The organism is Limnohabitans sp. MORI2 (assembly GCF_027925025.1).
Classification (GTDB): Bacteria; Pseudomonadota; Gammaproteobacteria; order Burkholderiales; family Burkholderiaceae_C; genus Limnohabitans.
Window position 1 is genome coordinate 1,574,771 of the sequence record NZ_AP027058.1, and the last position, 22,247, is coordinate 1,597,017.

Below are 22,247 nucleotides of genomic sequence, written 5' to 3' on the forward strand. Positions count from 1 at the left end.
GGGTTGGCGTGTTAAGCGATAGAACGCATGGTGCACATCAAATCAGCTTCGGTGGCTACCACATCACCCACTTTGGCACGTGCTTTGAATTTAAAGATGCCAGCTTTCATACGCTCCAGCTCCACTTCAAGCGTGAGCTGATCACCTGGCTCGACGGGGCGCTTGAAACGCGCACCATCGATACCCGCGAAGTAATACACAGTTTTGTCATCAGGTGCAGCACCCAAGGTGTCAAATGCCAACAAGGCTGCGGCTTGAGCCAAGGCTTCCAAAATCAACACACCAGGCATGACGGGGTGATGCGGAAAGTGGCCACCGAAGAACGGCTCGTTCATGGTCACATTTTTGAGCGCCTTGATGCTCTTGCCTTTATCAATTTCGGTTACGCGATCTACCAACAAAAATGGGTAGCGATGTGGCAACTGCTTCAAGATTTGGTGAATATCCATGCTCATTTTTTTTGACTTTCAAAAGCTGATTCAAGAGATTTGATACGGTCGCGCAAGCGATGCAATTGGCGTAGCGTAGCGGCGTTTTTCTCCCACGCAGCATTGTCGTCGATTGGGAACACACCGCTGTACTGGCCAGGCTGACGAATGGAGCGCATGACCACCGAAGCTGCCGAGATGTGAACACCATCGGCCAATTGCAAATGCCCCAATACAACCGCGCCGCCACCCACCGTGCAATTGGCACCGATGCGTGCACTGCCTGCCACGCCAGCACAACCGGCCATGGCCGTATTGGCTCCGACATGGACGTTGTGACCAATTTGCACCAAGTTGTCTAGCTTGACACCGTCTTCAATGATGGTGTCGTCCAAAGCACCGCGATCAATACAGGTGTTCGCACCAACTTCTACATCGTTACCAATGCGCACGGCACCGAGTTGCTCAATCTTTTCCCAACGCCCTTCGAACAAAGCGAAACCAAATCCGTCAGCGCCAATGACCACGCCTGCGTGCACGATGCAACGCTCACCGATGCGGCAATCTTCGCCCACGGTGACGCCTGATTTCAACCATGTGTTCGCGCCAATATGCGCGCCGCGCTCGACCACACACAGAGGACCAATGCGCGCACTGGCATCTACATGGGCTTGAGGGTGAATCACCGCACTCGGGTGAACTAATGGGTCATTAGCCACACGTGTGTGTTGACGCCAAAGCTGAGTCAATCGTGCAAAGTAGTGATAGGGATTGTCCGCCACGATCAAGGCCGTCGAAACTTCTGCAGTTTCGGCAACTGACGGCGACACAATGACACAGCCTGCTTGCGTCGTAGCAAGCTGAGATTGGTATTTGGGGTTGCTTAGAAAACTGAGCGCGTCGATTTGAGCGGTGTCAAGCGGCGCAAGCTTTTGAATCAGGTGTTGGGGGTCACCAATGAGGCGACCACCCAAACTTTCAACGATCTGGCCGAGACGCAGTGCCACGGCAGATTATTTAGCGGCGTTGATGACCTTCAGCACTTTGTCGGTGATGTCGTGCTTGGGGTTGATGTACACAGCTTCTTGCAACACCAGGTCATATTTTTCAGTTTCAGCCACTTGCTTGATCACACGATTGGCACGTTCGAGCACTTGCTGGAATTCTTCGTTTTTGCGGGCATTGAGCTCTTCTTGAAACTCACGGCGTTTGCGTTGGAAGTCACGGTCTTGCTCACCCAACTGCTTTTGACGCGTCATGCGTTGTGACTCAGACAACGTAGGCGCATCACGCTCAAATTTCTCAACCGCTGATTTCAAAGACTTCTCTGCATCAATCAGCTCTTTTTCACGTTTGGAAAACTCTTGCTCAAGCTTGGCTTGCGCTTGTTTGGCTGTATTTGATTCTTTAAAAATACGATCTGTATTGATAAAGCCAATGCGGATTTCCTCAGCTTGCGCATGCACCGCCGCCAAGCTCAGTAAAACAGCCAAGGAAATTTGACGAATCAGCGTAGTCATCAGAAAGACGTCCCAATTTGGAATTGCAATTGTTGAATTCTATCGCCTGGGAACGAACGAATCGGACGTGCCCACGCAAAACGTAATGGTCCCATCGGAGAGACCCAGCTCAGACCAGCGCCATATGAGCTACGCAACTGGCTGACCTCAATTTTTTGGAACTCACCAAAAACATTACCCACATCGTAAAAACCATACAAACGCAGTGTTCGATCGTTGCCAGCTCCTGGGAATGGCATCAAAAACTCTGTATTCAATGTCACCTTCTTCGCACCACCGATCACTGGACCAGTCACATCGCGTGGACCTAGAGTACCTTGCTCGAAACCGCGCACAGAACCCAGACCACCAGAGTAGTAGTTCTTATAGAAAGGCAGGGTTTGCCCATTCAAGCCCTTGCCCAGACCCAAATCGGCATTAAAAGCAAATGTGTACTGCTTGGTCAGCGGTAAATATTGCTGATACTGTCCGCCCAGCTTGGCGTATCGCGCATCACCAAAAGTGCCAACTTCTGAGTTAAGTCGAATGAACTTCCCATTGTTTGGGTTGAGATAACTGTCACGACTATCGCGCGCCCAGCCCGCTGTAATGGGTAAGTTCTGCGCGATGCAACCAAACTGTTGGCACAGCTCGGCATGAACACCCAGCATATTTGTACCAGGCACAAGCTCTGTCCGCTCCGCAGCAGCCCCAACAAACACTCGGTCGAGTTCACTGAAAGGAATACCGAAGCGCAAGCCTAGACCCGAAGTAATCAATCTGTAGTTACCGCCTTGGGTGAGGTATGGCTTGCTAGATCGGTGATACAGCTCATAGGTACGCGACACACCATCCTCTGTGAAGTATGGATCTGTCGTATTCAGAATGTAGTATTGATTAAATTTACTGGTGCTGATCTGCAGTCCAAGGTTGTGACCTGAACCAAATACGTTGTCTTGCTGAACGCCAAAAGACAACGTCATTTTTTCAGCACTTGAAAAACCCGCGCCCAAAGTCAACATGCCCGTTGGCTTCTCAACCACATTGACATTCAAATCCACCTGATCTTGTGTCGATGGCACTTCTTGCGTGTCAATTTCGACGTCTTTGAAGTAACCCAGGCGATTGATACGGTCGCGTGACAAACGGATTTTCTCACCGTCATACCAAGATGCCTCTGTTTGACGGAATTCACGACGTACGATTTGGTCACGCGTGCGGTTGTTGCCCACAATATTGATGCGTCGCACATAAGCCCTGCGAGCAGGATCTGCAACCAACACCAACTTCACACGGTTGGTGGCACGGTCAATTTCCGGACGAACATCTGTACGCGCAAAAGCAAAACCGAAATTACCAAAATACTCATTGAAGGCCTTGGTGGTGCGAGCAACCTCATCGGCGTTGTATGCCTTGCCTGCTTGGATTTCAATGAGCGACTTGAACTCATCGTCTTTGCCCAAGTAGTAGCCTTCCATCGCCACCTCAGAGACCACAAAACGGTCACCTTCTGTCACGTTGATGGTGATGCTGATGTCTTGTTTATTTGGAGAAATTGCCACTTGGGTGGAATCAATGCGAAATTCCAAGTAACCACGGGCCAGATACCAAGCACGTAATGTTTCTAAATCAGCGTTGAGTTTGGTGCGCGAATAACGGTCTGATTTGGTGTACCAACTCAGCCAGTTGCCTGTACCTTGATCAAACTGATCCAACAACTTGGACTCATCAAATGCCTTGGCACCCACCACGCGCATTTCTTTGATCTTGGCCAAATCGCCTTCGATCACGGTGAACGACAAATTCACGCGATTGCGTTCTGCCGGTGTGATGGTGGTGATGATTTCCGCACCGTACAAACTGCGGTTCACATACTGACGCTTGAGCTCTTGCTCAGCGCGGTCTGCTAAGGCCTTATCAAAGGGACGCCCCTCCGTCAAACCAATATCTTTGAGCGCTTTTTTCAATGTATCTTTGTCGAATTCTTTGGTCCCAATGAATTCAACAGAGGCAATATTAGGACGCTCCTCCACAATCACCACCAGCACATCGCCGTTGACTTCGATTCGAATATCTTTGAAAAGTCCAAGCGCAAATAAACTCCGAATGGCCGCTGCACCTTTCTCATCGGTGTATTGATCTCCCACGCGAAATGGCACGGAGGCAAAAACAGTACCCGGCTCGACACGCTGCAAACCTTCCACACGAATATCGCGCACCATGAAAGGGTTTGCGGCGAGCGCATTGAGCGCCATCAAGGCTCCTGCGAAAAATGCAGTTGTCTGGGCCAAAGTGGTGCGACGAAATTCTGGAAATTGCATAGTCTTGTGTATGTTCAGGTGGCTATAAAAGCCAGCCTAGGCGAACCATGTCGTTAAAAAGAGAAAAAACCATCAAAGTCACAAGGACCACCAGACCCACGCGCTGCAAGGCATCAAGCCAATCAGGTGAGGGAGGATGGCCTGTGCAGGCCTCATAAAGATAATACAACAGGTGCCCACCATCGAGCACAGGCAGTGGCAGCAGGTTAAACACGCCCAAGCTGATGCTAACCAGAGCCAAATAGCCCAAAAAAGCGCTCATACCAAGGTTAGCCGATCGCCCCGCGTAATCGGCCATAGTTAGCGGCCCGCTTAAGTTGTCCAACGAGGCTTGGCCTGTGATTAAACGGCCTAACATCTCAAGCGTCATGGTGATAACTTGTCTCGTCTGCGAGAGTGCACGAGAGATGCTGTCAAACGCATCTGACTGAACCCAGACCTGAGCGGGGGGCTCACCGACTTGCGCACCGATTCGCCCGAAATGCTGAGAGCCCTCGAAAACGCGCTCAGGACGCACATTCAGGGTGAGGTATCGCCCACCACGTGCAATCTCCCACATCTGCCAAGGTGGCTCTTCCTCTGAACCACTCTGACGCACGATGGACCGCAAAGCATAGGCATCAATAACTACTTTTCCATCAATGCGCAACACCTCGTCGCCATGTTGCAAACCTGCTTTTTGAGCGGGTGAATGAGGTTGAATTTCACCCACCAGGGCTCGACTCCATGCCACGGTCAAACCCCGAGCTTGCCATGCATTCGCTTCCTTTGTGATCACACCAGAGGGCAACTCTGGCAAATGCAACACGTGCGGTGTTTGCTTGCCCAGAGATTTCACCTCTAAGTAAACCGCAGACTCTGCCTGCTGCAACAACTGCCAACGCATGTTCTCCAAAGAGGTCACTTCGTCCAAATCATCCGCATGCGTTCCCAATCGCAACACAGTGTCACCACTTTGTAAACCGGCGATATCAGCCACAGACCCCACGACCGGCGCCGCTAAGGTGGCTGACGTTTGGTATTGACCGATACCAAACATCGCGGCATACAAACACACTGCCAAAAGCAAATTAGCCAAAGGTCCGGCTAGGACAATAGATGCCCTCGCCCATAAGGGCTGACGATTGAAAGCCATGGGCAAATCTTTGGCTGCCACTTCGCCCTCGTTCTCATCTAGCATCTTCACGAACCCACCCAAGGGTATCCAGCCAATACAAAACTCCGTCTCTTGCCCTAGATGTGAGCGACGAGATTTCCAGCGCAACAATGGCTTGCCAAATCCAATGGAGAAGGTCAACACCTTGACACCACAAGCAACCGCGACACGGTAATGCCCCCACTCATGCACCGTGATGAGTACTCCTAACGCCAGCAAGAATGTAAGCAGCGTCATGAATTAAGAGGCCAACAAACGAACCACTTGCTCTGCAACAACACGCGCTTGGGCATCCAATGACAATAAATCATCGAGCGTGTGAGGCACAGAGGGGGAAAGTTGTGTCAAGCTTTCTTGATTGACAGCATGGATTTGATCAAAGCGAATGCGGCGCTCCAAGAATGCGGCCACTGCGATTTCATTGGCCGCATTGAGTACGGCAGTTGTACCGCGCGGACCACGCAAAGCATCCCACGCCAAATGAATCCCAGCAAAACGTTCGGGGTGACCGTGGTCATCCAAAGCCTCAAAGGTCATCGCTGACAAGGCATGAAAATCTAAAGCTTGCGCGCCTGAATCCATGCGCTCAGGCCAGCTCAAACCGTAAGCAATTGGTACACGCATATCAGGTGTTCCTAGCTGCGCGACCACCGACATGTCTCGGTACTGCACCATGGAATGAATGATGCTTTGTGGGTGAATCACCACCTCTAAACGCTCGGGTGGTAAGCCAAACAAATAACGCGCCTCAATCACTTCCAGCGCTTTGTTCATCATGGTGGCGGAGTCCACCGAAATTTTGCGCCCCATCACCCAATTGGGGTGTGCGCAGGCTTGCTCAGGCGTCACATCTCTGAGCGTAGCCAAATCACGCGTGCGAAACGGTCCGCCCGATGCGGTGAGAATGATTTTTTCCACACGCGCATCCCAAGTCCCTGCATCCTCTGGCAAGGACTGAAAAATCGCGGAGTGCTCGCTATCAATCGGCAGCAGTGTGGCACCGCCTTGTTTGACAGCATCTAAAAATACTTCAGCACCAACCACCAAAGCTTCTTTATTTGCGAGCAGCAAACGTTTGCCTGCACGTGCAGCCGCCAAGCAAGGCGACAAACCGGCAGCACCCACGATAGCAGCCATCACGGCATCCACTTCCGGATGAGCAGCAATCTCATCCAAGGCCACAGCGCCACTGAGCACTTCGGTCGCTAAGCCTTCTGCTTTGACTTTGTCTTTGAGTTGCTGTGCAGCCTCTGCGTGAACCATCACTGCAAAGCGCGGTTTGAACTGCGCGCATTGGCGCAACATCAAATCCACTTGCGTGGCGCCAGAAAGTGCGAACACTTGAAAACGATCTGGGTGACGTGCGATGACGTCTAGGGTGTTGGTGCCAATTGAGCCTGTAGAGCCCAGCACCGTGATGTGTTGTGGCTTCATATCCGAGGATCTGCTTTTATGTTTGTCCATCACACCGTTTGCGCCAACATCATGGCCAACGGTAAGGCGGGTAGTAAGGCATCCACACGGTCCAACACACCACCGTGCCCTGGCAGCAATTGGCTGCTGTCTTTCATGCCAGCACTGCGTTTAACCAGTGACTCCACCAAGTCCCCCGCCACACTCATCATGGTGAGGAACAGCGTCGCCAATACCAAGAAAGGTACGCCGCGGTTGTATAGACGGGTGTAAAGGCTCGGGGCATCCACCGCATATTGGGTGTCGATCCAAATCCACACGCAAGCCATGAGCAACACGCCCACCATACCGCCCCACACACCTTCCCAGCTTTTGCCGGGACTGATGGCGGGAGCAAGTTTGCGGCGACCAAACGCTCGGCCTGAAAAATAAGCAGCAATGTCGGCCATCCACACGAGGAACAACACCGACAACAAAAAGTTCACGCCTATGACCTTGGCTTGGTACATCGCCACCCATGTGAGCCACAGCGCCAACACGCCCACCACCAAGCGCAGAACTCGTGAAATGCTGGCCCAACGATCGACGCCTTGGCGAATCAACCAGCCAGCCACAAGCACCCAAGCAGCACCGGTGATCGTCCAAACATGGGCTGGTGCGTCATAGGCCCAGCGTGCAGACCATGTGTACAAGCACAGCATCACGCACACGGCGGCCACACGCAACGAGCCACGCATAGCAAACCCGTTCAAACGCCCCCACTCCCAAGCACCTGCAGCGATCAAGACAAGGGTCAGGCCCGCCAAAGGCTCAGCAGTATTCGCCAACAAAGCTGGCAGCAGCAGCGCCAACAAAACCAGCGCGGTGATGACGCGTTGCTTGAGCATCTGGCTTAGACCGCCATGATTTCTTGTTCTTTGCTGGCGATGAGTTTGTCAATCTCAGCAATGTGGCTGTCGGTCACTTTTTGGATGTCGGCTTCCGCGCGTTTTTGGTCGTCTTCAGAAGCGAGTTTGTCTTTGACCAATTTCTTCACAGATTCGTTGGCATCGCGGCGCAAATTACGCACAGCGATCTTGGCGTTTTCGCCGTCGTTGCGAACCACTTTGGTCAGCTCTTTGCGACGCTCTTCCGACATGGGTGGCATGGGTACACGAATCAACTCACCCATGGCCGATGGGTTCAAACCCAAATCGCTGTCGCGGATGGCTTTTTCAATCTTGGCAGCCATTGGTTTTTCCCAAGGCTGAACACTCAAGGTGCGCGCATCCAACAAAGACACGTTGGCCACTTGGCTGATCGGCACCATGGAACCGTAGTAGTCGACTTGCACGCTGTCTAACAGCGACGGGCTGGGACGACCGGTGCGAATTTTGGTCAAGCTGTTGCTAAAGGCCGCAATCGATTGGCCCATTTTTGTTTCAGTGGTTTTCTTGATATCAGCGATGGTCATGTTGTGCTCCTCAGGTAGCAGAGTGAGGTTCAGATAAATCGGAAATTAGGCGTGCACCAAGGTGCCTTCGTCTTCGCCCATGACGACACGCTTGAGCGCACCGTTCTTGAAAATAGAGAACACTTTGATTGGCAATTTTTGGTCACGGCACAGCGCAAATGCTGTGGCATCCATAATGCCGAGGTTTTGGCCAATGGCGTCGTCAAAGCTGATTTCGCTGTAACGTGTAGCGCTAGGGTCTTTCTTGGGGTCCGCGGTGTACACACCATCCACTTTGGTGGCCTTGAGCACCATTTCTGCACCAATCTCAGCACCGCGCAAAGCCGCTGCTGTATCGGTGGTGAAGAAGGGGTTACCTGTACCGGCGGCAAACACGACTACCTTGCCCTCTTCGAGGTATTGCAACGCCTTAGGACGAACATAAGGCTCAACCACTTGGTCAATTGCAATCGCAGACATCACGCGTGCGGTCATGCCGGTTTTGTTCATGGCATCAGCCAAAGCCAAAGAGTTCATCACCGTGGCCAGCATACCCATGTAGTCTGCCGTAGCGCGATCCATACCGACAGAGCCGCCCGCGACACCACGGAAGATGTTGCCGCCACCAATCACCACCGCCACTTCCACACCGAGTTGCGTGACTTCATTGACCTCGCCCACGATGCGCTCAATCGTGGCGCGGTTAATACCGAACGCATCGTCGCCCATCAAGGCCTCCCCAGACAGCTTGAGCAAAATGCGCTTAAAGGCTGGTTGAGGTGTGGTCATGAAAAAGCTCCTTGATGTGTGCGGTGAAATTGATGTACGGGGGATATCAAAAGGGGAGCCTAAGCCCCCCTTGATGTTTAAGCAGTTTGCTTAGCGGCAGCGACTTGGGCGGCCACTTCGGCTGCAAAGTCGTCAACCTTCTTCTCAATGCCTTCGCCCACCACATACAAGGTGAAAGAAGCCACTTTGGTGTTGGCAGCCTTGAGCATTTGCTCAACGGTTTGCTTGTCGTTCTTGACGAAAGTTTGGTCAAACAAAGACACCTCTTTGAGGTACTTCTGCACAGAACCTTCCACCATCTTGGTGACGATGTCGGCAGGCTTGCCAGACTCGGCAGCTTTGGCTGCAGCTACTGAACGTTCTTTTTCGATCAAGTCAGCAGGCACATCGGCGCTGGTCAATGCCACAGGCTTCATCGCTGCCACGTGCATGGCCACATCTTTAGCCGCTGTTTCGTCGCCATCGAACTCGACCAACACACCAATGCGTGTGCCGTGCAAGTATGAAGCCAACTTGTGTGCGCCGTCGAAACGCTTGAAGCGGCGGAAGCTCATGTTCTCACCGATCTTGCCAATCAAGCCTTTGCGCACGTCTTCGAGCGTTGGGCCGAAAGTTTCTTGTTCGTAAGGCAACGCACCCAAAGCTTCAATCGAAGCTGGGTTGTGTTCAGCCACCAACTTGGCAGCGGCTTGCGCCAAAGCCAAGAAGCTGTCGTTCTTGGTCACGAAGTCAGTTTCGCAGTTCACTTCGAGCAAAGCACCTGTGTTGCCGCTGATGAAACTTGCCACGACGCCTTCGGCGGTCACGCGGCTAGAAGCCTTGCCAGCTTTGCTACCGAGCTTGACGCGCAACAACTCTTCCGCTTTGGCCATGTCACCATCGGCCTCTGTCAAAGCTTTTTTGCACTCCATCATGGGAGCGTCAGTTTTTGCGCGCAGTTCAGCGACCATGCTTGCGGTAATTGCAGCCATTTAAATTCTCCGTATTCAGTTCAAAACAATTTGGGTGTGAAAAAGGGGCTTCACAAGCCCCTTTTCAAGCTTGGGTTGCGCGATTAAGCAGCGACTTCAACAAACTCTTCGCCGCCTTCGGTCACAGCTTTGACCAAGTCGTTGGTGGCGTTGGCACGACCTTCGATGATCGCGTCAGCGATGCCGCGAGCGTACAAAGTCACAGCCTTAGAAGAGTCATCGTTACCTGGGATGATGTAGTCGATGCCTTCGGGTGAGTGGTTAGAGTCCACCACACCGATCAATGGGATACCCAACTTGCGAGCTTCAGCGATGGCAATCTTGTGGTAGCCGACGTCGATCACAAAGATCGCATCTGGCAACACAGCCATATCTTGGATGCCGCCGATGTCTTTCTCAAGCTTTTCCATTTCGCGCTTGAACATCAGTTGTTCTTTTTTAGACAAAGCGTCCAAACCAGCTTCTTGCTGGATTTTCATATCTTTCAAACGCTTGATCGATGTCTTGACTGTTTTGAAGTTGGTCAACATGCCGCCCAACCAACGTTGGTCAACATAAGGCACGCCAGCACGTTGTGCTTCAGCGGCGACGATTTCGCGTGATTGACGCTTGGTACCGATCATCAACACGGTGCCACGGTTCGCAGACAACTGCTTGACGAACTTGATGGCGTCTTGGAACATCGGCAACGATTTTTCCAAGTTGATGATGTGAATTTTGTTGCGGTGACCGAAGATGAACGGTGACATCTTGGGGTTCCAGAAGCGAGTTTGGTGACCAAAGTGGACGCCGGCTTCCAGCATATCGCGCATAGTGACTGACATAGAGTTACTCCAAAGGTTGGGTCTAAAATCCAGCCCATCATCACCGCCAGTTTTCATTCTTGAAAAGCTTTTGGCAACACCTTGATTGGGCTGGTTTGCGAGTGATATTTATCCGAACTTGATGCAAACGCCTCAAACCTCGGAAAAACCCGATGATTCTAGCACACCCAGACATGCCCTTACCCCCCATCCACACGCCTTCAACAAGGATTTGCCCATGAAGGTCGCCGTGATTGGCGCAGGCGTGATTGGCATCACCACCGCCTACGAACTAGCCACACAAGGCCACCAAGTCAGCGTTTTCGAACGCAATGGCGCAGCCGCCGAAGAGTGCAGCTTTGCCAACACTGGTGTTGCATCTGCAGGCTATGCCTCGCCGTGGGCACGTCCAGGCGTGGTCAAACACATCCTGTCGCACCTGTGGCAACGTGACACGCCGCTGCGTATTTCTAGCCCTAGCATGGCCGATTGGCGCTGGCTGTGGCAAATGCGCAAAGCCAGCAAACCCGCCACTTTCGCACGCAACCGTGCCAGCATGCTGCGCTTGGCTGAGTACAGCCATCACCGCATGCGCACGCTCACCGACACCCTCAATTTGGAGCACGAGCACAGTCAAGGCTTCATGGTGCTGCTGCGCACAGAGCGAGAAATCCAACTCATGCAAGACAGCTTGCAAGTCATGCGCGATGCAGGGCTGAGTTTCAAGACACTCGACGCCGAAGAAGCGCGTGGCATTGAGCCTGCGCTCAACCCCGAAACAACTCTGGCGCAAGCCATTCATTTTCCGGACGACGAAATTGGCAACTGCCGCCAGTTCACGCTGCTGCTCAAGAGCGAAGCCGAAGCCTTGGGCGTGAAATTTCACTTCAACACGCCCGTACAGCCGCTCTCTAACGCGCAACCCAAAACAATTCGCACTTCTGAGCACGACATGGGGGAAAAGTTTGATGCGGTGGTTGTAAGCGCAGGCTTGGCGAGTGCGCAAATCGTTCGCCCCTTGGGGCTGCGCATTCCATTAGCTGCAGTGCACGGCTACGCCATCAGCGCAGCCGTGCGTGAACCTTTAGATGCGCCACGCAGTGGCGTCATCGACGAACAATACAAAGTGGCCATCAGCCGCTTGGGACAACGTGTTCGTGTGTCAGGCGGTTCCGAAATTGGCGGCAACGCCAAACGCCATGACCCTGCCAGTATCAAAACGCTATACCGCGTGCTGGACAATTGGTTTCCGGGGGCGGCACGTACGCAAGACAGTGTGCAGGTGTGGAAAGGCTCGCGCCCGATGCTGCCGGATGGCCCGCCCATCGTCGGCGCCAGTGGCATCTCGGGTGTGTGGCTTAACCTCGGTCACGGCGCAAGCGGTTGGACCTTGGCTTGCGGCAGTGCCCGCGCAGTGGCAGATAGCATCAACGGCAAAAGCCCAGACATTGATTTACAAGGCCTCGGCCTTGAACGACTGCATCTTCAACGATGAGCAAACTCGGCCTGACGCAACGCATCAACAGCCAAACCAAATGGCCGCTGTACAACGTGGCGCAGACCCGAAGCATTGAGGCCGAAGCACAAGCCACCCTGCCCGCTTACACACTGATGCAACGTGCGGGTTTGGCCACGGCACAACTGGCATTGGCGATCGCACCGCACGCACAAAAAATTTGGATTGCCTGCGGCCCTGGCAACAATGGTGGCGATGGCCTTGAAGCTGCCGTGCATTTGCAATCGTGGGGCAAACACCCTATCGTGACTTGGTTAGGCCAAGATGAACACTGCCCAGTTGACGCGCAACGCGCATGGCAACGCGCCAAAGCAGCAGGCGTGACGTTTGCCCAGCAAATTCCCGAACAATTTGACCTAGCGATTGATGCGCTGCTTGGCATCGGCGCACAACGCAGCCCCGATGGCGTGATGGCACAGTGGCTAGACGCATTGCAAAACACCGCGGCCCCGACGCTGTGCGTCGACATCCCCACAGGCTTGAATGCAGACACAGGTGAATGGTTGGGACCTGCCAAATCAGGCCCAACCAATTCACAGTGTCACACGCTGAGTTTGCTCACCTTAAAACCGGGTTTATTCAGCGCTGATGGGCGTGATGCATCAGGTCAGGTTTGGTTCAACGACCTTCACGTTGAAACTACACAGGCATGCAGCGCTTGGCTACAGCAAGGCATCACAACAGCGAAACGACGATCACACAACTCACACAAAGGTAGCTATGGTGACGTGTCGGTGATTGGTGGAGCGTCAGGCATGAGCGGCGCAGCCACTCTTGCAGCGGTCGCAGCTTTGCATGGCGGTGCAGGCCGAGTATTCACAGGCGTCTTGGATGCCTCTGCAAGACATGCCATCTCAGCAGCGCACCCACCGCTCATGGTGCGCGCACCTGAAGATTTGAATCTCCAAACATCCACTGTCGTGTGCGGCTGCGGTGGCGGCGATGACATACACGCACTTTTGCCGAACGTGCTGTCATCCTCGCAACAACTGGTGCTCGATGCCGATGCACTCAATGCGGTGGCACGCGACACATCCCTGCAAAGCTTGTTGATCAAACGTAGCGCACGACTCAAGCCCACCGTGCTCACACCACATCCACTTGAAGCAGCACGCTTGTTGAACTGCACGACCAAGGAGGTGCAACACAACCGCATCGTTGCCGCGCAACAATTGGCTCAGCGCTTTCAGTGCGTGGTGATACTCAAAGGCTCGGGCAGCATCATCGCCGGCCCAATGCAAACACCCGTCATCAACGGCTCTGGCAATGCCTTGCTTGCCACGGCTGGCACCGGGGATGTACTGGCGGGTCTGGTTGGCGCGTACATCACAAGCAATCACGATGTGTTTGAAGCAACCTGCCAAGCCGTGTTTGCACACGGGCAGATAGCAGACGAATGGCCTAGCACGGGGCCTGTACTCGATGCAGCCCTACTGGCTGCATCAGTGCGTTAACACCAAAACGACCTACTTTCGGGAACGTCGACTCTTTGCGCCACCTTTTTTGTCAGCAGATTTACCCGAGCGCCCTGACGACGATTTAGGTTCACCACGCCCGCCCTTGCCACTGATTTTGGTGAATGCTTTTTTCACCGCTGTTTTGAAGTTCTGCATGGGCGAACCAGAAGCCTCTTTGCCATTGCGAGGCAACAGCTCATCGGCTTCACGCACCAAGCGGAAATCAATCTTGCGGCCATCCAAATCCACACGACTCACCTGAATGCGCACGCGTGAACCAATGCCATAGCGAATGCCTGTGCGCTCACCACGCAGCTCTTGACGCATTTCATCGAAGCGGAAATATTCGCCACCCAGCTCGGTGATGTGCACCAGGCCTTCGACGTACATAGCATCCAAGGTCACAAACAAGCCAAAGCCAGTTGCTGACGTGACCACACCGCTGTATTCCTCCCCCAGATGCTCGCGCATGTATTTGCACTTGAGCCATGCTTCCACATCGCGGCTGGCTTCATCGGCGCGACGTTCGTTAGCGCTGCAGTGCAAACCTGCAGCTTCCCAGGCTTGTTGATCTGGTGATGGCTTGGTCTTAACTGCCAATTTGCCTTCTGGTTCACGCACACGTGACGCCAAACGACGCGCCAGTTTGGCATGCGCTTCACCCGGTGTAGGCAATGCCGGCAAGGTGTATTTGCGCTTGGTCAAAATCGCTTTGATGACGCGGTGCACCAGCAAGTCGGGGTAACGACGAATCGGACTGGTGAAGTGGGTGTACGCCTCAAACGCCAAACCAAAGTGGCCGTTGTTGTCGGGTGTGTAAACGGCCTGCGACATCGAGCGCAATAACATCGAATGGATTTGCTGTGCGTCTGGCCGCTCTTTGGTGGCCTCTGCAATCGCTTGAAACTCCGATGGCTTTGGGTTGTCGCCCACCGTCAAACCCACGTTTGTGGCTTTGAGGTAGCCACGCAACAAGTCAATCTTTTCGGGTGTTGGGCCTTCGTGCACACGGAATAAACCTGGGTGCTTGCTTTGCAAGATGAAATCCGCGCTACACACGTTAGCCGCCAACATGGCCTCTTCAATCAGCTTGTGCGCATCGTTGCGCACACGAGGAATGATTTTGTCAATGCGGCCACTTTCGTCACACACGATTTGTGTTTCGGTGGTTTCAAAGTCCACTGCACCTCGCACTCGGCGCGCTTTGAGCAATGCGCCATAGACATCGTGCAAGTTGATCAAGTCTTCGATGCGGTCTTTTCGCTTAGCCGCTTCTGGGCCGCGCGTGTTCGACAAAATGGCCGCCACTTCGGTGTAGGTAAAGCGCGCATGGCTAAACATCACCGCTGGATAAAACTGATACGCCTCCACATCGCCAGAGGCACTGATGAGCATGTCGCACACCATGCACAAACGCTCGACGTCTGGGTTCAATGAACACAAACCATTCGATAGCTTCTCGGGCAACATCGGAATCACTCGGCGCGGGAAGTACACGCTGGTGGCGCGGTCATAAGCATCCACGTCAATCGCGCTGCCGGTTTCCACATAGTTGCTCACATCGGCAATCGCCACCAACAAACGCCAGCCTTTGCCCTTGCCCACTTTGGCAGGTTCGCAATACACAGCATCGTCAAAGTCACGCGCATCTTCGCCATCGATGGTGACGAGCGGCACATCCGTCAAATCCACACGGTTCTTTTTGTCTTGTGGCCGCACTTGATCAGGCAAGCTGCGCGCCATGGCCAAGCACGCATCCGAAAACTCATAGGGCACACCGTATTTGCGCACGGCGATTTCGATTTCCATGCCTGGGTCGTCCACCTCGCCCAGCACTTCTTTGATTCGGCCTACAGGCTGACCATACAAACTGGGTGGCTCGGTCAACTCGACCACCACCACTTGTCCCACCGCAGCTTTGGCCGTGGCACCTTTGTTGATCAAGACATCTTGACCGTAGCGTTTGTCTTCAGGGGCCACTAACCAAACGCCACTCTCTTGCAGCAAGCGACCAATGATGGGCTGCTTGGATCGTTCCAAAATTTCAACCACGCGCCCCTCTGGTCGACCTTTGCGATCAAAGCGCACCACACGCGCTTTGACGCGATCGCGATGCAACACGGCACGCATTTCGTTAGGGGGCAAAAAGATATCAGGCGAGCCATCATCTCGTTGCACAAAGCCATGCCCATCACGGTGACCCGAGACGGTGCCGACAAACTCTTCCAGTAAACCACTGGTGTGTGCGGAATTCTTGATACAATGCCTCTCTTTCCTGAAATGCCCAGGTGGCGGAATTGGTAGACGCACTAGTTTCAGGTACTAGCGAGTAACATCGTGGGGGTTCGAGTCCCTTCCTGGGCACCAATATAAGTTAAATGAAAGCCACCTTTTCAGGTGGCTTTTGTTTTTTGTAAATTTAAATCGGAAGTGCGACAAGATCGTGACCGTCAGTGGCCACCACTTTGGCACGAGTGAACTCACCCACTTTGAGCACTTTGCTGAGCTTTTCAGGCGGCAAGAGCTTCACCACGCCATCAATTTCAGGCGCATCCGCATAGCTGCGCCCCACACCACCTTTGCGGCCTCCGGCAGGCGCTGAGTCGACCAACACTTGGATGGTTGAACCAATGCGGCGCTTGAGCTTGGCAATTGAGACCTCTTCTGCCACGGCCATGAAACGCGCTTGACGCTCTTCACGCACCTCTTGCGGCAACATGCCTGGAATGTCGTTGGCAGCGGCACCGTCTACAGGGCTATAAGCAAAGCAACCTGCGCGGTCAATCTCGGCTTCGCGTACAAAGTTGAGCAAGTGCTCGAACTCTTCTTCTGTCTCACCTGGAAAGCCTGCAATGAAAGTACTGCGAATCACGATTTGCGGACACAGCTCGCGCCATCGTGCAATGCGCTCTAGGTTTTTCTCACCGCTGGCTGGACGCTTCATGCGTTTCAACACATCGGGGTGGCTGTGCTGAAACGGCACATCCAAATACGGCAACACATGACCTGTGGCCATCAACGGGATGATGTCATCAACGCTGGGGTATGGGTACACATAGTGCAAACGTACCCAAGCGCCATAAGACTCAGCCAGCTTAGCCAAAGCTTGTGCCAGCTCTAAAGTGCGTGTTTTGATGGGTTGACCATCAAAGAAACCTGTGACGTACTTCACATCTACGCCATAAGCCGATGTGTCTTGGCTGATCACCAACAACTCTTTCACACCACCTTCGAACAGCGCACGCGCCTCTTTGAGCACATCGCCAATCGGGCGACTCACCAAATCGCCGCGCATCGACGGAATGATGCAAAACGTGCAACGGTGGTTGCAGCCTTCGCTGATTTTCAAATACGCATAGTGCTTGGGCGTGAGCTTGACACCCGCCTCACCAAAGCTGTTGGGCACCAAGTCAATGAACGGGTCATGTGGTTTGGGCAAATGCGCATGCACCGCATCCATCACCTCTTGTGTGGCGTGTGGTCCAGTGACCGCCAACACACTGGGATGCATCTCCATCACCAAGTTGGCGCCACCTTCTGCTTGGCGTGCGCCCAAGCAGCCTGTGACGATGACCTTGCCGTTTTCAGCCAAGGCTTCGCCAATGGTGTCGAGGCTTTCTTTCACAGCGTCATCAATGAAGCCGCAGGTGTTGACGATGACCAAATCAGCGCCGGCAAAAGTTTTAGACGTCTGATACCCCTCGGCGCTGAGTTGCGTCAAGATCAATTCAGAGTCTGTTAAAGCCTTGGGACAGCCCAAGCTCACGAAACCTACTTTTGGTGCAGTTACTTCAGTCATTTACGTTTCAACCCCATGACATCCATCATGTGTTCAGTTTGTTTTTGCAATTGTTCGGCGTAGCTGTTCATCAGTGTGGGCACGATGGGCAGCTGCGGCACGTTGTCCATGAACGTTTGCACGTTCTTCTCTAAGTAGGAGCCCATGAACCCTTGCATCGAATGCCCATAAAAGCGAATGATGTTGGCCAAGACATGCTCCGTCAAAATAGGCGCGCCATCTGACTCATGCTCCAAGATGATTTGCAGCAAGATGCTGCGCGTCAGGTCATCCCCAGACTTTGCATCCACCACGCGAAATGGCGCGTGCTGCATGACCAATTGCTTGATATCCGACAACGCCACATAGCTCGATGACGCAGTGTCATACAAGCGGCGATTGGGGTACTTCTTGATCACGCGGTCTTGCGCGTCGTCTGAAGTGCTTGATTTTTTGCTGCTCATGAAGTCAGCTCCCGTTGAAAGAGAAAAGCCCAGAACTGTTCAAACAGTGCCGGGCTTGACGGGGAACAAGATGGTAGGCGCGATTGGAATCGAACCAACGACCCCCACCATGTCAAGGTGGTGCTCTAACCAACTGAGCTACGCGCCTACGTTGTTCGAAGCTGAAAGTATAGCAGACTTCAACGACGCTTTGCCGTACGCACGCCTTGAACCTCTTTGACCAAGCCCAACACCTTTTGCAAGCGACGTGAATCCCCCACCTCGACGGTGAAGGTCATCCACGCCAAATCTTTGACCGATTGGGTTTGTACGCCAATCACGTTCATCTTCTCTTTGGCAAACACTTCAGAAATGTCTCGCAACAAGCCCTGACGATCCAAAGCCTCAATATTCACATCCACGGGATAAACCAAAGCTTGCGCCGAAGCAGATTGCCCCCAGTCCACATCAATCACACGGTCGCCACTGCGCAATGCCATTTGCCGAAAATTACCGCAGTCAGCGCGGTGAATACTCACGCCTTTGCCACGGGTCACAAAACCACGAATTTCATCGGGCGGTGCGGGCTTGCAACATTTGCTGAGTTGCGTGAGCAGCGAATCAATGCCCACCACCAACACCCCACTCTTTGAAGCTTTGTCGTTGGGCTTGGCTTTCTTCAAGCGCACATAGTCGTCCGCCACCATCGGCGCAGCAGGAGGATTAAGCAATGTCTCAATGTTGCGCAGCGAGAACTCGTCCTTACCTACAACTTCAAACAAGGCTTCAGCCGACTTGAAACCCAACTGCGAGGCCAAGTCATCTAGCTTCATCGCCGTTTTACCCTCGCGCTGCAACAGCTTTTCGACAGCCTCGCGTCCTTTAGCCACGGTTTCTTGCATGGCTTGGGCGTTGAACCACGCGCGCACTTTTGAACGCGCACGAGAGCTAGCCAAAAAACCCAGTTCTGGATTCAACCAATCACGCGAAGGCCCGCCTTCTTTGATGGCGGTGACCTCCACCGTCTGACCATTTTTTAACTGTGTGTTCAGCGGAACCATCACACCGTCCACACGCGCACCGCGGCAGCGATGGCCAAGGTTGGTATGCAAGGTGTAGGCAAAGTCAATAGGTGTGCCGCCTTGAGGCAACTCAACAACGGCGGCATCAGGCGTAAGCACATAAATCCGATCACTCAGCGCATCGGTGGTGGCTTGGCTTTGCGCATCGGCTGATAGCTCGCGCTCCCACGCCAAGAGTTGGCGTAGCACTGCTATCTTGGCGTCATAGTCACCAGAGGCGCTCACCCCCGCATAGCCTTTTGTCCCAGCCTCTTTATAGGCCCAGTGCGCAGCCACACCGTGCTCAGCATGGTCGTGCATCTCTTGGGTACGGATTTGAATTTCAATCGGACGACCCTGTGCGTCGCGCACCACCGTGTGCAGGGACTGGTAGCCATTCGATTTGGGCTTGGCGATGTAGTCGTCAAACTCCGAATCAATCGGTACAAACTGCGTGTGTACCAAGCTAAGGGTCGCGTAGCAGTCGGGAATAGAGGGCACGACCACACGCAACGCACGCACATCAAACACGCGTGAAAAGTCGAGCGACTTACCTCGCATTTTTTTCACAATGCTGTAGATGTGCTTTGGGCGTCCAGCCACTTGCGCTGTGATACCTTGAGCTTTTAAGTCAGCCTCGAGACGCTCACGCAGCTGCACCATGTAGTTCTCACGTTCCACGCGCTTTTCGTCAAGCAACTTGGCAATTTCACGGTAGGTCTCGGGCTCCAGAAAACGAAAAGACAAATCTTCCATTTCCCATTTGATTTGCCATATACCCAAACGGTTGGCCAATGGCGCAAACACATGCAAAGACTCATACGCCAAACTGTGTGGCACAGGCAGCTTGCTGGCCGCATAGTGACGCAAGGTTTGCAAGCGGGAGGCCAATCGCAACAGCACCACGCGCAAATCACGCGAAAACGCCAGCAGCATCTTGCGCACGTTTTCGGTTTGCATCGCGGCCATTTGTGCGTCGGCCGCCGTGGCGCGCGCCATACGCTGCACACGGATCAAACGCGAGGTTTCAACTGACAACTCGGCATAGCTTGGGCCAAAGGCCTTGGCAATCACCTCTTCTGGCTTTTGCAAATACTCGGCGGCATACACCAAGTAGCACGCCGCTTGCATCGCCTCAGAGCCGCCAATCACGCTCAAGATCTGAGCCGTGGCATCTGCATGCGCCAGCACGTCTTCGCCCGTATCGAGTGCTGCGCCCATTAACAATGGCTGCGCAAAAGCACGCGCGCGCGTCAATGCCTCAGGCTGATCAGGCAAATCTTGCAACGTGGCGCTCAAGAGCGAGCCGCGCTGTGTTTCTCCGTTATGTTTCATGTAAGCCGCAAAACCGCATAATGTCTATAGGTTTCTCATCGTAATGCATGGAGTTTTCAAAAATGTCAGAACGCACACTCGTCGGTAAAACAGCTTTGGTCACTGGTTCCACCAGTGGCATCGGTTTGGGTATTGCCAAAGCCTTGGCTCGTCAAGGCGCCAACATCATCCTCAACGGCTTTGGCGATGCCGAAGGTCCTAAAGCCGAAGTGTCTGCTTTGGGTGTGAACGTCAGCTACCACGGTGCAGACATGAGTAAAGCCAACGAGATCGAAGCCATGATGAAGTTTGCAGCTGAGACGTTTGGTGGTGTCGACATCTTGGTGAACAACGCCGGTATCCAACACGTGGCCGCTGTCGAGGATTTCCCCACCGAACGTTGGGATGCCATCATTGCCATCAACCTCAGCAGCGCCTTCCACACCTCACGTTTGGCATTGCCTTACATGAAGCAAAAAAATTGGGGCCGCATCATCAACGTGGCATCCATTCACGGCTTGGTTGGCTCTGTTCAAAAGTCTGCCTATGTTGCAGCCAAGCACGGCATTGTGGGTTTGACCAAAGTCACAGCCTTAGAAAACGCCACCACCGGTGTGACCTGCAATGCGATTTGCCCTGGATGGGTACTCACCCCCTTGGTTCAAAAGCAAGTTGATGCCAAAGCCGCAGCGTTGGGTCTATCTAACGATGAAGCAATCAAACTCTTGCTGGGAGAAAAAGAACCCTCCATGCAATTCACCACACCCGAAGAATTAGGTGAGTTAGCCGTATTTTTCTGTTCTGCTGCGGGTAACAACGTCCGCGGTGTTGCGTGGAATATGGATGGAGGATGGACCGCGCAATAAAAAACTCAGAGAGATTTGATTATTTTGTAATACTATAGTTGTAAATGTAATCATTTTTTTACTTACAATTACAACATCATAGTTAAATCTCTCTTACCTTAGAGGTATGACACAAACCTACCCTAAAGAAACCAGCAAATTTGCAGATCGTTTTCGCGCAGCGCTCAAAGATGCTGGCGTCCGTGTTTCTGCAACCGTCGTCGCAAACGAGTTCAACTTGCGCTATTGGGGTGAGGGTATCTCATCCCATGCGGCTCGTAATTGGCTCATGGGAGTATCCATCCCCAAGCAGGACAAACTTTTGGTTTTGTCCAAATGGCTGAAAATTTCGCCAGAAGGTTTGTTGTTTGGTACACCGCCGCCACGACCAGCGGACGAAGCACTCACGGACGAGCGCATCAATTTGGTCGATCAACAGCTGATCTCTCGCTACTTCGCTCTGCAACCAGAACACCGTCGTGTCGTACGCGAAGTGGTCGAAGGCTTAGCGGCCTTGGGCCCCAAGCCACCTAGCAATCAATAAAGTAGCGCAACAGCGCGAGCTTCCATACTTAGGCCCTGTCCCACAGGGCCTATTTTTTCGGCCGTCTTCGCCTTCACATTCACACGCGACACATCAATCGCTATCGCATCCGCAATGCGCTGACACATGGCTGGCATATGCACGGCCAACTTGGGTGCTTGCGCAATCACGGTGCTGTCGACGTTGCCAATCTGAAAACCTGCGGCACGCACCATCGCAGCCGTCTTTTGTAGCAACACCCAAGAGTCAGCACCTTTGTAGGCTGCATCTGTGTCTGAAAAATGTCGACCAATGTCACCCAACGAAGCCGCGCCAAGCAAGGCATCGGTGATGGCGTGCAACAGCACATCGGCATCGGAGTGTCCCAGTAACCCATGCGTGTGCTCAATGCGCACACCGCCTAGGATGAGTGGACGCCCTTCGACCAAGGCATGGACATCCCAGCCTTCACCAATTCGAAATGAGGGTACGGTCATC

At 53.3% G+C, this 22,247-nt stretch carries 20 protein-coding genes and 2 tRNA genes; 5 read left to right on the plus strand and 17 right to left on the minus strand.

The window, feature by feature from the left end; all coding sequences use genetic code 11:
- Nucleotides 1-11 precede the first annotated feature (11 nt).
- The 11 genes from fabZ to rpsB all read right to left on the minus strand — a co-directional run bounded on the left by fabZ (nt 12) and on the right by rpsB (nt 10,833).
- Entirely contained in the window at nt 12-449 is a 438-nt protein-coding gene (gene fabZ, locus QMG27_RS07420) for a 3-hydroxyacyl-ACP dehydratase FabZ (protein ID WP_281810434.1), read from the minus strand.
- 2 nt (nt 450-451) lie between these two features.
- The gene (lpxD, locus tag QMG27_RS07425) at nt 452-1,435 is read right to left on the minus strand and encodes a UDP-3-O-(3-hydroxymyristoyl)glucosamine N-acyltransferase (RefSeq protein ID WP_281810436.1); all 984 of its coding nucleotides are present in this window, start codon (nt 1,433-1,435) and stop codon (nt 452-454) included.
- Between the two features lie 6 nt (nt 1,436-1,441).
- On the minus strand, nt 1,442-1,948 hold the full coding sequence (locus tag QMG27_RS07430) for an OmpH family outer membrane protein (protein ID WP_281810437.1): 507 nt from the start codon (nt 1,946-1,948) through the stop codon (nt 1,442-1,444).
- Nucleotides 1,948-4,182 carry an outer membrane protein assembly factor BamA gene (bamA, locus tag QMG27_RS07435; RefSeq protein ID WP_281814560.1) on the minus strand — a complete coding sequence of 745 codons (2,235 nt, stop codon included), beginning with the start codon at nt 4,180-4,182 and terminating at the stop codon, nt 1,948-1,950. The genes QMG27_RS07430 and bamA overlap by 1 nt, the downstream gene beginning before the upstream one ends.
- An 88-nt stretch (nt 4,183-4,270) precedes the next feature.
- Nucleotides 4,271-5,641, minus strand: coding sequence for an RIP metalloprotease RseP (rseP, locus tag QMG27_RS07440; RefSeq protein WP_281810438.1), 1,371 nt, complete (start codon nt 5,639-5,641; stop codon nt 4,271-4,273).
- Between the two features lie 3 nt (nt 5,642-5,644).
- Nucleotides 5,645-6,838, minus strand: a complete 1,194-nt coding sequence (gene ispC, locus QMG27_RS07445; RefSeq protein WP_281810439.1) for a 1-deoxy-D-xylulose-5-phosphate reductoisomerase — start codon at nt 6,836-6,838, stop codon at nt 5,645-5,647.
- A 29-nt stretch (nt 6,839-6,867) separates the two neighbouring features.
- Complete coding sequence (locus tag QMG27_RS07450; RefSeq protein ID WP_281810440.1) at nt 6,868-7,704, minus strand: phosphatidate cytidylyltransferase; 837 nt, start codon at nt 7,702-7,704, stop codon at nt 6,868-6,870.
- 5 nt (nt 7,705-7,709) lie between these two features.
- Entirely contained in the window at nt 7,710-8,270 is a 561-nt protein-coding gene (gene frr, locus QMG27_RS07455; RefSeq protein WP_281810441.1) for a ribosome recycling factor, read from the minus strand.
- A gap of 45 nt (nt 8,271-8,315) precedes the next feature.
- Nucleotides 8,316-9,038, minus strand: a complete 723-nt coding sequence (gene pyrH / locus QMG27_RS07460; protein WP_281810442.1) for a UMP kinase — start codon at nt 9,036-9,038, stop codon at nt 8,316-8,318.
- 77 nt (nt 9,039-9,115) lie between these two features.
- Nucleotides 9,116-10,009: a translation elongation factor Ts gene (gene tsf, locus QMG27_RS07465; protein ID WP_281810443.1), complete on the minus strand. Its 894-nt coding sequence runs from the start codon at nt 10,007-10,009 to the stop codon at nt 9,116-9,118.
- Between the two features lie 83 nt (nt 10,010-10,092).
- Nucleotides 10,093-10,833, minus strand: coding sequence for a 30S ribosomal protein S2 (gene rpsB / locus QMG27_RS07470; RefSeq protein WP_281810444.1), 741 nt, complete (start codon nt 10,831-10,833; stop codon nt 10,093-10,095).
- Between the two features lie 217 nt (nt 10,834-11,050).
- Here rpsB and QMG27_RS07475 point away from each other — a divergent pair, with 217 nt between their 5' ends.
- Together QMG27_RS07475 and QMG27_RS07480 are read left to right on the plus strand one after the other, a co-directional pair.
- Nucleotides 11,051-12,307 (plus strand): D-amino acid dehydrogenase, encoded by a 1,257-nt coding sequence (locus tag QMG27_RS07475; protein ID WP_281810445.1) that lies wholly within the window; start codon nt 11,051-11,053, stop codon nt 12,305-12,307.
- Nucleotides 12,304-13,782: an NAD(P)H-hydrate dehydratase gene (locus QMG27_RS07480; protein WP_281810446.1), complete on the plus strand. Its 1,479-nt coding sequence runs from the start codon at nt 12,304-12,306 to the stop codon at nt 13,780-13,782. The genes QMG27_RS07475 and QMG27_RS07480 overlap by 4 nt, the downstream gene beginning before the upstream one ends.
- A gap of 12 nt (nt 13,783-13,794) precedes the next feature.
- Here QMG27_RS07480 and rnr read toward each other — a convergent pair whose 3' ends face one another.
- Nucleotides 13,795-16,044: a ribonuclease R gene (gene rnr, locus QMG27_RS07485; protein WP_348773632.1), complete on the minus strand. Its 2,250-nt coding sequence runs from the start codon at nt 16,042-16,044 to the stop codon at nt 13,795-13,797.
- Nucleotides 16,045-16,067: 23 nt separating this feature from the next.
- Here rnr and QMG27_RS07490 point away from each other — a divergent pair.
- Nucleotides 16,068-16,152 (plus strand) — tRNA-Leu (locus QMG27_RS07490).
- Nucleotides 16,153-16,204: 52 nt separating this feature from the next.
- Here the strand turns inward: QMG27_RS07490 and rimO are convergent.
- From rimO to QMG27_RS07510, 4 genes are all read right to left on the minus strand, one after another.
- Nucleotides 16,205-17,584, minus strand: coding sequence for a 30S ribosomal protein S12 methylthiotransferase RimO (rimO, locus tag QMG27_RS07495; RefSeq protein ID WP_281810447.1), 1,380 nt, complete (start codon nt 17,582-17,584; stop codon nt 16,205-16,207).
- Nucleotides 17,581-18,027 (minus strand): polyhydroxyalkanoate synthesis repressor PhaR, encoded by a 447-nt coding sequence (phaR, locus tag QMG27_RS07500; protein ID WP_281810448.1) that lies wholly within the window; start codon nt 18,025-18,027, stop codon nt 17,581-17,583. Before phaR ends, rimO begins: the two co-directional genes overlap by 4 nt.
- A gap of 71 nt (nt 18,028-18,098) precedes the next feature.
- Nucleotides 18,099-18,175 (minus strand) — tRNA-Val (locus tag QMG27_RS07505).
- Nucleotides 18,176-18,206: 31 nt separating this feature from the next.
- A complete protein-coding gene (locus tag QMG27_RS07510; protein WP_281810449.1) occupies nt 18,207-20,402 on the minus strand; it encodes a bifunctional (p)ppGpp synthetase/guanosine-3',5'-bis(diphosphate) 3'-pyrophosphohydrolase in 2,196 nt (731 codons plus the stop codon).
- Between the two features lie 62 nt (nt 20,403-20,464).
- On the opposite strand from QMG27_RS07510, the gene QMG27_RS07515 reads away from it, so the two are divergent.
- Both QMG27_RS07515 and QMG27_RS07520 read left to right on the plus strand, forming a co-directional pair.
- On the plus strand, nt 20,465-21,247 hold the full coding sequence (locus QMG27_RS07515) for a 3-hydroxybutyrate dehydrogenase (protein WP_281810450.1): 783 nt from the start codon (nt 20,465-20,467) through the stop codon (nt 21,245-21,247).
- A gap of 106 nt (nt 21,248-21,353) precedes the next feature.
- Entirely contained in the window at nt 21,354-21,770 is a 417-nt protein-coding gene (locus QMG27_RS07520) for a hypothetical protein (protein WP_108282451.1), read from the plus strand.
- On the opposite strand, the gene ispF is transcribed toward QMG27_RS07520, so the two are convergent.
- Nucleotides 21,764-22,246, minus strand: coding sequence for a 2-C-methyl-D-erythritol 2,4-cyclodiphosphate synthase (gene ispF / locus QMG27_RS07525; RefSeq protein WP_281810451.1), 483 nt, complete (start codon nt 22,244-22,246; stop codon nt 21,764-21,766). The two genes, QMG27_RS07520 and ispF, sit on opposite strands and share 7 nt — an antisense overlap.
- Nucleotide 22,247 lies beyond the last annotated feature (1 nt).